Annotated in this window: 10 protein-coding genes; 9 read left to right on the top strand and 1 reads right to left on the bottom strand. The window is 64.7% G+C overall.

Annotated features, from left to right (window positions below; all coding sequences use genetic code 11):
* Positions 1 to 424 precede the first annotated feature (424 nt).
* Positions 425 to 868, top strand: coding sequence for a lytic transglycosylase domain-containing protein (locus G5S35_RS14635; protein WP_065061783.1), 444 nt, complete (start codon positions 425 to 427; stop codon positions 866 to 868).
* Between the two features lie 180 nt (positions 869 to 1,048).
* Positions 1,049 to 2,401 (top strand): GTP-binding protein, encoded by a 1,353-nt coding sequence (locus G5S35_RS14630; protein ID WP_183038429.1) that lies wholly within the window; start codon positions 1,049 to 1,051, stop codon positions 2,399 to 2,401.
* 142 nt (positions 2,402 to 2,543) lie between these two features.
* Here the strand turns inward: G5S35_RS14630 and G5S35_RS14625 are convergent, their stop codons facing one another.
* Positions 2,544 to 2,822, bottom strand: a complete 279-nt coding sequence (locus G5S35_RS14625; RefSeq protein ID WP_027815965.1) for an HU family DNA-binding protein — start codon at positions 2,820 to 2,822, stop codon at positions 2,544 to 2,546.
* A 490-nt stretch (positions 2,823 to 3,312) separates the two neighbouring features.
* On the opposite strand from G5S35_RS14625, the gene mnmC reads away from it, so the two are divergent.
* The 7 genes from mnmC to G5S35_RS14590 all read left to right on the top strand — a co-directional run bounded on the left by mnmC (position 3,313) and on the right by G5S35_RS14590 (position 13,294).
* Positions 3,313 to 5,328 (top strand): bifunctional tRNA (5-methylaminomethyl-2-thiouridine)(34)-methyltransferase MnmC2/FAD-dependent 5-carboxymethylaminomethyl-2-thiouridine(34) oxidoreductase MnmC1, encoded by a 2,016-nt coding sequence (gene mnmC, locus G5S35_RS14620; protein WP_124262014.1) that lies wholly within the window; start codon positions 3,313 to 3,315, stop codon positions 5,326 to 5,328.
* A gap of 970 nt (positions 5,329 to 6,298) precedes the next feature.
* Entirely contained in the window at positions 6,299 to 7,504 is a 1,206-nt protein-coding gene (locus G5S35_RS14615; protein WP_065061780.1) for a cation:proton antiporter, read from the top strand.
* A gap of 147 nt (positions 7,505 to 7,651) precedes the next feature.
* Positions 7,652 to 8,767 carry a YbdK family carboxylate-amine ligase gene (locus G5S35_RS14610; protein ID WP_065061779.1) on the top strand — a complete coding sequence of 372 codons (1,116 nt, stop codon included), beginning with the start codon at positions 7,652 to 7,654 and terminating at the stop codon, positions 8,765 to 8,767.
* 780 nt (positions 8,768 to 9,547) lie between these two features.
* The gene (locus G5S35_RS14605; RefSeq protein ID WP_065061778.1) at positions 9,548 to 10,186 is read left to right on the top strand and encodes a MarR family winged helix-turn-helix transcriptional regulator; all 639 of its coding nucleotides are present in this window, start codon (positions 9,548 to 9,550) and stop codon (positions 10,184 to 10,186) included.
* 268 nt (positions 10,187 to 10,454) lie between these two features.
* Entirely contained in the window at positions 10,455 to 11,183 is a 729-nt protein-coding gene (locus G5S35_RS14600; protein ID WP_065061777.1) for a glutamine amidotransferase, read from the top strand.
* A 225-nt stretch (positions 11,184 to 11,408) separates the two neighbouring features.
* Positions 11,409 to 12,521 (top strand): NADH:flavin oxidoreductase/NADH oxidase, encoded by a 1,113-nt coding sequence (locus tag G5S35_RS14595; protein WP_183038428.1) that lies wholly within the window; start codon positions 11,409 to 11,411, stop codon positions 12,519 to 12,521.
* Positions 12,522 to 12,802: 281 nt separating this feature from the next.
* Positions 12,803 to 13,294 carry an SET domain-containing protein gene (locus G5S35_RS14590; protein WP_065061775.1) on the top strand — a complete coding sequence of 164 codons (492 nt, stop codon included), beginning with the start codon at positions 12,803 to 12,805 and terminating at the stop codon, positions 13,292 to 13,294.
* Positions 13,295 to 13,338 lie beyond the last annotated feature (44 nt).

Here is a 13,338-nt window from a genome sequence, read left to right as displayed (position 1 = left end):
CCGGCCCGCGCGTGGCGTTTGCCGTATACGCGAAAGCCGCAGACCCCTTCGATCGACCCGCCTCGAACTGCCGACGCTCCTCCCCCCGGCAACCGATGCACACCAAAAGGAGAAACAGTAGCAGCTTTTCGTGTCGAATTTGTCACAAAGAAAGGCGGTCCGGGGATTTCTTCTAAAGAAGCAGCGATTTGAAGGATTTTGTAAGGATCGGGCAATCGCACGGTCGACAAATCGTGTTGAGCCGGGACGCATAGCCCGTCCGGCTGGCTTGACGCGTCATCGACTGCCGGTATGATACGGGCGGTCCGCAAGCTCGAAAATGAGCCAAAGACACGGGTTTTCCCCAGATTCGCCTGCGATTTTTTCCTCGCCACCGAGGAAACTTCGGCTAGCATGCCGTCTCCGGCCCTCGCTCAGCATCAGATTGAAAAAGGTTGCGTCCGCTACGATCTCCGCTCTTGCGCTCGCGCTGGCCTGCGCCAGCACGGGCGCGCGCGCCGATTGTTTCGACGAGGCGGCGCGCTACCAGAAGGTGAATCCGCTGATCCTGCGCGCGATCGCGTGGCAGGAATCGCACAACACACCCGAAGCACTGCACAGGAATGCGAACGGATCGGTCGATTACGGCGTCATGCAGATCAACTCGATCCATCTGCCGGCGCTCGCGCAATACGGCATTTCGCAGAGCACGCTGATGGAGCCGTGCAAGAACGTCTACATCGCGGCCTGGCATCTGCGCCAGAAGATGAACAAGTACGGCAATACCTGGGCCGCCGTGGGCGCGTACCACTCGGAAACGCCCACGCTGCGCGACCAGTATGCGCAGCAGATCGCCGCCATCCTGCGCAAGTGGAAGCTGATGCAGTAACGGAACGCCGTTCGGGCGTGGACTGAGCGGCTCATCCGGCCCCGTCATCGCTTCCGTTGCCGTATTCAACTCCGCGCCCACGCCTGCAGCGCCCCTCGCGCGCATGGTGCACAATTGAGCCTTGCGCCGCGCCGCCGCGCGCGGCCCGCTTCTTCCCGTCTTCTCTTACTGCTCACTGCGATGAACCAGCCGCCACTGCCCGTCACCGTGCTCTCCGGGTTTCTGGGCGCGGGCAAAACCACGCTGCTCAACCACGTCCTCGCCAACCGCGCCGGACTGCGCGTAGCCGTGATCGTCAACGATCTGGCCGCCGTCAACATCGACGCCGCACTGGTGCGCGACGCTTCCGCGCTCGCACACGTCGAGGAACGGCTCGTCGAGCTGTCGAACGGCTGCATCTGCTGCACGCTGCGCGACGACCTGCTCACCGAAGTCCGCCGTCTCGCCGATCCGGCGCGCGCGGGCCAGCGCTTCGACGCCATCCTGATCGAATCGACGGGCGTGGCCGAACCGCAGCCGGTCGCGGAAAGCTTCGCGTTCGCCGACGAAGAAGGCCACGCGCTGGCCGATTTCGCGCGCCTCGACACGCTCGTCACGGTCGTCGACGCCTTCAATTTCCTGCGCGACTACGCGAGCGCCGACCCGCTCGCCGAGCGCGGCCTGACGGTGGGCGAGGGCGACGACCGCACGATCGTCGAACTGCTGATCGAGCAGGTGGAGTTCTGCGACGTGCTGGTGCTGAACAAGGCCGATCTCGTGAGCGCCGAAGATCTCGCGCATCTGCAGCAGATTCTCAAGGAGATCAATCCGCGCGCCGTGCAGGTGGTGAGCCGCTTCGGCGACGTGCCGCTCGACATCGTGCTGAACACGGGGCGCTTCGATTTCGACGACGCGGCGAGCGCGCCGGGCTGGCAGGCGTCGTTGCGCGAGCATCGCCACGCGCACGACCACGATCATGCTCACGACCACGACCACGATCACGGCGCATGCGGCGACCCCGACTGCCAGCACGCGCACCACGAGCAGAGCGGCGCTTACGGCATCGGCAGCTTCGTGTATCGCGCCCGCCGGCCGTTTCATCCGGCGCGGCTGTGGGCGCTGCTGAATCAGGAATGGCCGGGCGTGCTGCGCTCGAAGGGCTTCTTCTGGCTCGCCACGCGCAATGACATCACCGGCTCGCTTTCGCAGGCGGGCGGCGTGTGCCGACACGGCCCGGCGGGCACGTGGTGGGCAGCGCTGCCGCGCGACGAATGGCCGGAAGACGCCGGCCTCGAAGCGGAAATCGCCGCCGACTGGTACGGCGACGCCAACGACGCGACCATCGGCGACCGTCGCCAGGAACTGGTGCTGATCGGCGTGAATCTCGACCACGCCACGTGGCAGACGAAGCTCGACGCCTGCCTGCTGACCGACGAGGAATACGCGGGCGGCCCGAACGCCTGGCAAGCCTTCGACGACCCGTTCCCGGAATGGGATTTCGACGACGACGAACACGATCACGACCACGAAGACGAGATCGTTCATCGCCATTGAGCGCGCTGTAAAAGCGCTCGATTCACCGCGTCGATGACGAAAAAACGGCGCCGCGTCGATATCCATTCGACGCGGCGCCGTTGTCTTTTTCAGGCGAAAAAAAACCCGCCAGGGGCGGGTGTCAACTTAAAGCGGTAATGCCTTAGCGCTTGTTGACGGCGTCCTTGAACGCCTTGCCAGCCGTGAACTTGACGGTCTTGGCAGCCGGAATCTTGATGGTTTCGCCCGTCTTCGGGTTACGACCGGTGCGCGCAGCGCGCTTGCCCGAGCCGAAGCTGCCGAAGCCGATCAGTTGAACTGCGTCGCCTTTCGACACAGCCTTCTTGACCACTTCGAGGAGCGTGTCCAGCGTTTCGCCGGTTTGTGCCTTGCTAGCGCCCGTCTGTGCTGCGACGGCGTCGATCAGTTCCTGTTTATTCATTGAGAAGTTCCTTTCTGTGTTTAGGTTGACACGAACAGCGCGAACGCGCCGATTATACGGTCGCGTGCCGCGCCGTCGAGCAGCGACGGACCCGGAGCACCCCGGGGATTTGCGTGCGGTGGCAAGCGTATGGCTCGACCCGCGACGTCCGTGCTGCCGCTTCCCTGGGCGGCGCTTGCTATGATAGCGCAGCGCAAACCCAATAACGACAAGGGTTTCGTAGATTTCGAGGGGTAAGCCCGGGTTTTTTCGCATCGCCGTGCGCTTTTGATGCGCGCAGCACGGCGAACACCCCGCGCGAACGCGTTTTTGCTGCACACCGCGTTGCGCCGAGCCAACGGTTTTTGCCCGCAAACCCAGCGTGGGCGGGCGTTTGCCCCGCTTCAAAAGCAACGACACAAGCAACGTCGCGCGCCTTCATACGCCACGCCGCCCGGCCGACACCTCCCGATCGTTACGATTGCCCTCGCAGCCAGCCTTCGCGTAAGTCATGACCGCCACCCTGATTCCCGCCACGCTCGCCTTTCGCGACGACGGCACGCCGTTCTCGCCGCGTTTCGACGACGTCTATCACAGCCCGCAAGGCGCGCTCGAACAATCCGAATACGTGTTTTTACGCGGCAACCGGCTGCCCGAACGCTGGCAAAGCCAGCGCGTGTTCACCGTACTGGAAACGGGCTTCGGACTCGGCGTGAACTTCCTCGCGACCTGGGCCGCCTGGCGCGCCGATCCCACACGTTGCGAGCGCCTGCATTTCGTTTCGACGGAGATGCACCCGTTTTCGCGCGACGATCTGCGCGCCGCACTGGCCGTCGTGATGGAGCGCACGGCACGCGCGGACCTCGCGGCGCTCGCCCGGCAACTCACCGACGCCTGGCCGATGCTCATGCCCGGCACGCATCGGCTCGAATTCGAAGGCGGCCGCGTGACGCTCACGCTCGCGTTCGGCGATGCGCTCGAAACGCTGCCCAAACTGTGGTTACGCGCCGACGCGATCTATCTCGACGGTTTCGCGCCCGCGAAAAATCCCGAACTGTGGTCGCTGCCCATCTTCAAGGCGCTCGCGCGCGTGGCGGGCGAAGACTGCACGATCGCCACCTGGAGCAGCGCGGGCGACGTCAAACGCGCGCTGGAGCAAAGCGGTTTCGAATACCGCCGGGAAGCGGGATTCGCGGGCAAATGGACGATGCTGACGGGCCGCTTCGCGCCGCGCTGGCGCGTGCGTCGACACGAACCGCCGCTGCCCGTCACGGTCGGCGAACGTCATGCGGTGGTGATCGGCGCGGGCCTCGCGGGCAGCGCGCTCGTCGAACGGCTCGCCGCGCGCGGCTGGCGCGTCACGCTGATCGAGCGGCATGCCGAACCTGCGCGCGAGGCGTCGGGCAATCCCGCCGGCGTGTTCCATCCGCTCATTTCGCGCGACGACAGCAGCGCCTCGCGCATCACGCGCGCGGGCTTTTTCTACGCGCTGCAACGCTGGGCCGCGCTCGACGCCGCGGGTCATGCGCCGACGCGCTCGCACACCGGCTTGCTGCATCTGGCCACCGACGACGAAGCGCAAGCCGTGGCCGCGGCGCTCGAATCGTTTGGTTATCCCGATCAATTCGTGCGCGGCGTTTCGCAAGCCGAAGCCGAAGCGATCGCCGGCACGCCGCTCGCGCAGGGCGGCTGGTTTTATCCGCTGGGCGGCGCAATCGATCCGGCTTCGCTGTGCCGCGCGCAGATCGCCGCCGCGCGCGCGCTGCCGGGCGCGCAGATCGACGTGCGTTATGGCGTGTCCGTCGGGCGCATCGAGCGGGATAACGACGCGGGTCTCTGGCGCATCTACGACGATGCCGATGCGCTCGTTACGCAGGCAGGCGTCGTCGTGTTCGCCAATGCGCACGACGCCTCGCGCGCCACCGCGCTCGACTTCGCACCGACGCGCCCAGTGCGCGGCCAGCTCACGCTGCTCGACGCCAGCCCGCTCGCGTCCCTGCGCGTGCCCGTGATCGGCGACGGTTATGCCGTGCCGCTGCCCGACGACGTGACGCTCATCGGCGCCACCTACGAAGTCGACGATACCGATACGGCGCTGCGCGCGGACGGCCACACGGAAAACATCGAGCGCGTCGCGCAGATGCTGCCCGCGCTCGACGCCTTGCGCGCCGCCGAGGCCACGAAACCCGGCACGTCGGCATCGGATGATCGAGCCTGGCGCGGCCGCGTCGCGCTGCGCTGCGTGACCAGCGACCGCCTGCCGATGATCGGCCAGCTCGGCGACGAATACGCCGCCCGCCACGACGCCCAACGTCTCTCGGGCGCCTGGCCGCTCGATCTGCCGCGCACGCCTGGGCTTTACGGCGCCTTCGCGTTCGGTTCGCGCGGACTCGTCTGGGCGGCGCTCGGTGCGGAACTGATCGCGTCGCAGATCGAAGGCGAACCCTGGCCGATCGAGCGCGAACTGGCCGAGCACCTCGATCCGGCACGCTTTCTTCAGCGCGCCTTGCGTCAGCGCGCGCTCTGATCGACGCCAACACAGCGCGCGTGCTCACTGCTTAGGCGACCAATACAGTTATTCACGCCAGCCTGTGGATAAGCGCGCGGATTGTGGGTAAGTTCCGCAGGGACACGATGTGGACGTAAACGGGGTAACTCGGCGACTTTTTCGCGACCCCAAAAAGTTGTTCTTTGTTGCCGGTCGTCACCGCACAAGCTGTGCATCCGGTTGTGCGGACGCCAAGCCAATGATTCACATAGGTATACAGGGGTTATCCACAGGAAAATGCCCCCTTTGTTAACTTCTACTACGTATACATACGGTAAACCGTAAACCCGAGGCTAGCTCCATCGCCATCGGACGAGCCGGACGCCTGCGGCGCTTACGCGCCGTCTGGGCCGTTCCGGCCGCGACGGTCATTTTTTCCTTATCGTCGTGAAAGCTCGGCGATTACGGACGCAATTACCGCCTTCGTGATCCTTTGCCGCCAGGCGGGGACAATTGCAAAAAAGCTATGGCACAATCGCCGTTCATTTCCGCGTTACACGCCGCGCAAGACGGCCGACGCTTTCCACGGAACGGATGCCGCCCCGCCTGAATCTGAGTTCAGGCAGGCCCGCAGCGTCCGGTCCATCCAACGCGGGCGCTGACTTCCACACGAATGCGCCCGTACCGGCTGTTCGCCGCGCAAGCGGCACCGGTGCTGAGTTTCCCGTCGCCGTTCGTTGTCCCTGGCCGCTGCCTCGTCTGGTTGCGCGCCTGCGCGCCCCGTGCAGGAGTCGGTGCCGCCGGGCATGATGGCGTGGGCGCGGCGCTCGCCCGCAATGCGTCGCGCATGGCTGCCGCCGGGCCATGCGAGGTGCGGCACGCGGCTTGCCTGTCTGCCTGGCCGCACGCGCCAGTCGCAGTCGCGCCCTGTGCAGCATCGAGCGGATGCGTTGATGCATCTCGACGTCGGACAGCCGGTTTGTCTTCTGCCAAAGGAGAAGCCTCCACGATGAAGTCGGCGTTTTCGTTCTTTCCCGACTGGCCCTTGCAGCCAGACGGCATTTTCTGGGCAGGCCTCGCGCTGCTCGCTGCCGGGCTGTTCGGCGAACTCTGCTATCGCGCCTGGCGGCTCCCGCGCATTTCGGGCTACGCGATCATTGGCCTGATCGCGGGCGCGGCGGGTTTTGGCGTCATCGACGTCGATACGGCCATGGCCGCGCGGCCGCTGCTCGATGTCGCGCTCGGTCTGCTGCTGTTCGAACTCGGCAGCCGTCTCGACCTGCGCTGGATCCGCCGCAATCCCTGGATCATTCTGTCGAGTCTCGCCGAAGCCTCGCTCACGTTCGTGCTCGTGCTCGTCGTGCTGCTGTTTCTTTCGGTGCCGGCGATGGTGGCGATCGTGGTGGCGTCGATCGCCATGGCGACGTCGCCCGCAATGGTGATCCAGCTGAAAACCGAACTGCGCGCCGAAGGCCAGGTCACGCAGCGTCTGCTCACGCTCACTGCGCTCAACAGCATGTACGCCGTGGTGGTCGAAAAGCTCGCGTCGAGCTGGCTGCATCAGGAGATCTACGGCAACGTGTTCGCCACGATCATCCAGCCGCTGTATCTGCTGATCGGCTCGATCGTGGTCGCGTATGTGCTCGCGCGCGCCTGCACGTTGTTCTATCGACGCCTGAGTCCGCAGGACGAGCATTCGTTCGTCGCGCTGTTCGGCCTCGTGCTGCTCGCGATCGCGGTCGCGCATCTGCTCAAGCTCTCGACGATCCTGAGCCTGCTGGCCGCCGGCATCATCGTGAAGAATCTCGAAGTGCGGCCGCAATTGTGGCCGCAGCATTTCGGCACGGCCGGATGGCTGCTCACCGTGATTCTGTTCGTGCTGACGATGACCACCTTCGAGTGGCACGACATTCTCGTGGGCGGCGCGGCCGCGGCCGGGCTGATCGTCGCGCGCTTCGTCGGCAAAATGATCGGTGTGCTGATCTTTGCGCGGCCGAGCGGACTCGAATGGAAGCAGGGGGTGGCGCTCGGCGTGGCGCTGACGCCGATGTCGGCGCTCGCGCTGTTGCTGGTCGAGGACACCTACGATCTGTATCCGTCGTTCGATCCGCGTCTGCGCGCGATCATGATGTGCGCAATCGTCGTGCTGCAACTGGTCGGGCCGTGGCTCGTCTATCGCGCGCTCGCGCTCGTCGGCGAACGCGGCGAAGAATGATTCGAGCGGCGTGGCCGCCGCGCGCGCCGGATTTCAAACGTCTGAACGATCCGGAGCGCCGGCTCGCCGCCGCACCGTAACACCGCCCGCCGCGCGCGCCTCGCCAGTCGAGACGCGCAGCGCGGCGTGGCCGAAAGAGGGGACGTCATGTCACTGGAAACTTTTGTCGATTCGAAGCCGTTCACTTTCGGCATCGAACTCGAAATGCAGATCGTCAACACGCACGATTACGATCTGACCAAGGCGGGCAGCGATCTCATGCGCCTCATCAAGGATCAGGAGATTCCGGGCAATATCACGCCCGAAATCACCGAAAGCATGATCGAGCTGTCGACCGGCATCTGCACGTCGCACGAGCAGGCGGTCGCCGATCTGCGCCGCATCCGCGACGTGCTCGTCACGGCCGCCGACCGGCTGAACGTCGGCCTGTGCGGCGGCGGCACGCACGCGTTCCAGCAATGGAGCGATCGCCGCATCGTCGATACGCCGCGCTTTCAATACCTTTCGGAGCTCTACGGATATCTGGCGAAGCAGTTCACGGTGTTCGGCCAGCACGTGCACATCGGCTGCCCGGACGCGGACAGCGCGCTGTTCCTGCTGCATTCGCTGTCGCGCTATATCCCGCATTTCATTGCGCTGTCGGCTTCGTCGCCGTACGTGCAGGGCGTCGATACCGGATTTCACTCGGCACGCCTGAATTCCGTGTTCGCGTTTCCGCTGTCGGGCCGCGCGCCGTTCGTGCTGAGCTGGGAGGAGTTCAAGGAGTACTTCTCGAAGATGGTGCACACGGGCGTCGTCAACAGCATGAAAGACTTCTACTGGGACATCCGCCCGAAGCCCGGTTTCGGCACGATCGAGGTGCGCGTGATGGACACGCCGCTGTCGGTCGAGCGCGCGGCCGCGATTGCCTGCTACATCCAGACGCTCGCGCGCCATCTGCTGACCGACCGGCCGATCCAGCCGCTCGAGGACGATTACCTCGTCTACACGTTCAACCGTTTCCAGGCATGCCGTTTCGGTCTGGGCGGCACCTGCGTCGATCCGCAGACGGGCGAGCGCCGCACCATCTCCGAGGACATCCTCGCGACGCTGGAGACCATCGCGCCGCACGGCGAGGCACTGGGCTCGATGCGCGCGCTGACCGAAATCGGCACCATCGCGCGGGCGCAGACCAACGACGCGACCTGGCTGCGCGGTGTGGTCGCCGAAGAGAAGTCCCTGCACGAAGCGGTGCGGCAGCAGTGTCTGCGCTGGCGAGCGTAAGCGACGCCGCACTCGCGCGAGACGTGTAAGCCGCGTGTTCAGCGTAAAAAAAGGGCAGCCCACGGGCTGCCCTTTTTGCTTTCTGGTCAGACATGGCGTGATTGCGCCGATATAGGGCGAATGCGCAGGCGGCGGCTTCTACCGTTCGGAACGCTCAATCGGCATGGCGTTAGACGCCGTAAAAAATTTTTTTGCTCGTTGCAAGATACCAGGGGGTTCTTACTTTTTTTGATCTTTGCCGCTGAATGGCCGATAGTAGTTGACGTGTGAGGGTGCGGCCTGTGGGTAACGTGAAAAATGCCTGAAAACTCAACGGCCTGCGGAAAGGAAAAGTCGGGGAAAAGTCGGGGAAAAGTCGGGGAAAACCTGACCGGGAGCGACGAATTCCGCTGGCGCGCAGCCGCTAAATTCAGGTGAACCAAGCCTTGAATTCAGAGGTATTGCGCGTTATCAAGAATTCACCCACATAGTATTGGCGCAGTTACCAACGGGTTATCCACAATTCGCGTTGGATAAGTTAGCTGTGCGATTCGCCACTCTCGCATAGAATGTCGGTTTGCCGCGCTGGACCGGGGATACGAAGGATGCCTGGGAGAGCGATTGGTGAGAACGAATGACTGTGTGCGATGTGGCTTGGTCTGATTCCAGCGCATGCGAAGCAGGAAATTTTTGAGATGGTGTGCTCGATTCCTCGGGATCGAACGCAAAGTTCCCACAAGGCCGTCGGCATGATCGACGGCTGACGATGCAGCGCAAGCTGCCTATAACCAGCGAAAGACTATGAGCGAAGGCGTATACGGAGAGCAGGCAGCCGGGCGGGTGACCCATAGCCTGCTGCGACTTAGCACGGCTATGCGGAGCCAGGCGTGGGACTGGGCCGAAGGGGCAGGACTCACGCCGACCCAGGGCGAAATTCTCGTGCTGCTGATGCAGCGTAAAGGGCCGATGCGCCTCGGCGAGATCGCCCGTGAAACGGCGCTGACCGCAGCGACCACCAGCGATGCGGTGAGCACGCTCGAAACCAAGGGTCTCGTCGAAAAGCGCCGTGCGCTCGACGACGGCCGTGCACTCGCAGTGCGCTTGACCTCGCGTGGCCGTACGGCTGCGAAGAAGGCCGCGCAATGGCCTGATTTCCTCTCGAAGGCAGTCGGCGGCCTCAAGGCCGAAGAGCAGTCGGCGCTCTACCGCACGCTGCTGAAGACGGTCTATGTGCTCGAAGCCCAGGACACCATGCCGCAGCACCGCATGTGCCTCTCGTGCTCGCACTTCGAGCCGAGCAAGAACCCGAAGAAGACGCCGCATCACTGCACGGCACTGAACATCGACATGTCGGACACGGATCTGCGTCTCGATTGCTCGGTGTACGAACAGGCGGACGCGACGACCCAGAAGAAAAACTGGAAGATCTTCGCGGCTTGATGCCGGATGGCCGCCCGAGCGAGGGCGGCCCGTGGCGGGTGCGGGCTCGACCGTACCGGCCGCCTCGATTGCGGCGGCCGCACGGCGCGTCCGCGATCGGCGCCGGGCCTTCGGCCTCGCGTTTTTCTGCCTGTCCCCCTTCACCTTGTCACGCCGCGTGTGTACGCTTGTGCGTTCATGCGTGTGGTGCTGGCGTGTCCCGGCGTTCGCGCTGCGGAGACGCCGCGCGCCGCGCACCGGATTGTGTAGCTGACCCAGGGATTTGTCGATGAATCGCGAGGTTTTGGCCGTACGTCACGTCTATTTCGAAGACCTCGGCAGCTTCGAGCGCGTGTTCGGCGACCGCGGGCGTCCCGTGCGTTACGTCGATGTCGGCTTCGCCCGCGTGGCCGCGCTCAATCCCGTTTCGCCGTCGCTGATGGTGATACTCGGCGGCCCGATCAACGCGTGCGACGACGCACGCTATCCCACCCTCGCTCCTCTTGCCGCGCTGATCGAAAGGCGCATTGCCGCCGGTTTGCCGACGCTCGGCATCTGCCTCGGCGCGCAACTGATTGCGCGCGTGCTCGGCGCGCGCGTCTACGCTTCGGGTCAGCAGGAAATCGGCTGGACGCCGCTCACGCTGACCGACGCCGGCCGCGCTTCGCCGCTGCGTCATCTGGACGGCGCGGCGACCTCGATGCTGCACTGGCACGGCGACACGTTCGACCTGCCGCAAGGCGCTACGCGTCTCGCCTCCACGCCGCTGTGCGAGAACCAGGCGTTCGCGTGGGGCGATCACGTGCTGGGTTTGCAATGTCACCCCGAAGTGCGCGCCGACCGCTTCGAGCCCTGGTTGATCGGTCATGCCGCCGAGATCGCTTCGGCGGGCGTCGACGTCAATGCGCTGCGCGCGCAAACGGCGCAGCACGCGCCGACGCTCGAAACGCAAGCGAGCCGCATGCTGCACGAGTGGCTCGACGCCGTCGACAAACTGGCCGCCGCGAAGCAGCCCTGATCCGCAAGACTTGATTCACGCCATCCAGGCCGTCACGGCCGCGGGATTCGCACGGGCTGACTGACGCGCCGCCGCGTCCGGTGGCTTGCCGCGCCCGCTTTTTGCTCGCGCATCCGTTTCGGCAGGACAAGCGGTTCGCCCCGCGCAAGCGTTTTGCAGTAGCCAGCGCCGAAAAAACACGCGTGCTATTCTCGATCGCTCCTCATCCTCCTGCGCGCCATCCCCATGAGCAAGCTCTTTACACCGTTCGCGCTGCGTGGCATGACGCTCGCGAACCGCATCGTCGTGTCGCCGATGTGTCAGTACTCCGCCGAGCGCGGCGAAGCCACCGACTGGCACATGATTCATCTTGGCCATCTCGCGCTCTCGGGCGCGGGCATGCTGTGCATCGAAGCCACCGCCGTCGAACCGGTCGGGCGCATCACGCCCGGCGATCTCGGACTCTGGGACGATGCCACCGAAGCCGCACTCGAACCGGTGATCGCCGCCATCCGTCGTCATTCGCCGATTCGCATCGCCATGCAGATCTCGCACGCGGGCCGCAAGGCGTCGAGTCATGTGCCCTGGGAAGGCGGCCAGCTGATTTCGGTCGCCGATGGCGGATGGTTGCCGCATGCGCCCTCGGCGCTGCCGCACAAGGCCGATGAAACGCCGCCGCTCGCGCTCGACGTCGCGGGCCTGCTGCGCGTAAAGGAAGCCTTCGTGGCGACGGCGCGCCGTGCCGCGCGACTGGGTATCGACGCGCTCGAAGTGCACGCGGCGCACGGCTATTTGCTGCATCAATTCCTCTCGCCGATCGCGAATCAGCGCAACGACGAATACGGCGGCTCGCTCGAAAACCGCATGCGCTTTCCGCTTGAAGTCTTCGACGCGGTGCGCGCGGTGTTTCCGGAGGATCGTCCGGTGGGCGTGCGCGTGTCGGCGACCGATTGGGTCGAAGGCGGCTGGACGCCGGAAGAAACGGTCGTGTTCGCACAGGCGCTCAAGGCGCGCGGCTGCGACTGGATCGACGTGTCGACGGGCGGCGTGTCGCCGTTGCAGAAGATCCCGCTCGAGCCCGGTTATCAGGTGCCGTTTGCGCGCAAGGTGAAGCAGGAGACCGGCATGAATACGATTGCCGTGGGTCTCATCACCGATCCGTTGCAGGCGAACCAGATCGTCGAAGATGGCGAAGCCGACATGATCGCGATGGCGCGCGCGATGCTTTACGATCCGCGCTGGCCGTGGCACGCCGCCGCGCAACTCGGCGCAACGGTGAGCGCGCCGCCGCAGTACTGGCGCTCGCAGCCGCGCGACCAGAAACACCTGTTCGGCGAGACGACGCTCGGTCAACGTTGAGTCTCTATGCGGCGTACGGGTTGAACGAAGGCGCCGCGAACGTGTACGATTCCAGATGTGACGCGCCAGGCGACCCGGATCGAGGTTCGAGATCCACGCAGCGTGTTCACGAGCGCGGCGCCGACAAGGCGCCGCATTCACGTTGAAGCGCACATTGCTTTGCCTGGCGTTGCATGTCGATTGCCTTGAATCGCACGCGCGCTTCAACGCAGGACGCACGCGCCGGGCAGCGAATGCCGCGAGCGGGAAACGTCTCCCCAGTACTTCACAAGGATTTATCAATGAGTGTACGCAGGATCGTCGTGCGCCAGTCGGGCGTACACGGCAAGGGCGTATTTGCGGTTGGTCCGATCGCGGCTGGCGAACGTCTGATCGAATACAAGGGCGAGCGCATTTCGTGGAAAGAGGCGCTGCGCCGTCATCCGCACAATCCCGACGAGCCGAATCACACCTTCTATTTCGCGCTCGATGACGGCGACGTGATCGACGGCAAGGTGAACGGCAACAGCGCGCGCTGGATCAATCATTCGTGCGCGCCGAACTGCGAAGCCGAGGAAATCGACGGGCACGTGTACATTCACGCGCTGCGCGAAATCGACGGCGGCGAAGAGCTGTTCTACGACTATGGTCTCGTGATCGACGCGAAGCAGACCAAGAAGCTCAAGCGCGAATACGAATGCCGCTGCGGCGCGCGCAAATGTCGCGGCACGATGCTCGCGCCGCCCGAAGAAGAGAAGGGCGGCAAGAAGTCGAAGGGCAAGAAAAAGAAGTGAGCGTGAATTCAGCGTAGCCGCGCGCAACGCATCTTCGCGACACG

Origin of the sequence: Paraburkholderia tropica, assembly GCF_014171495.1 — a bacterium.
Lineage (GTDB): Bacteria > Pseudomonadota > Gammaproteobacteria > Burkholderiales > Burkholderiaceae > Paraburkholderia > Paraburkholderia tropica.
The sequence above is the reverse complement of the archived record's forward strand: the minus strand, read 5'-3'. Positions and strand labels throughout refer to the sequence as shown.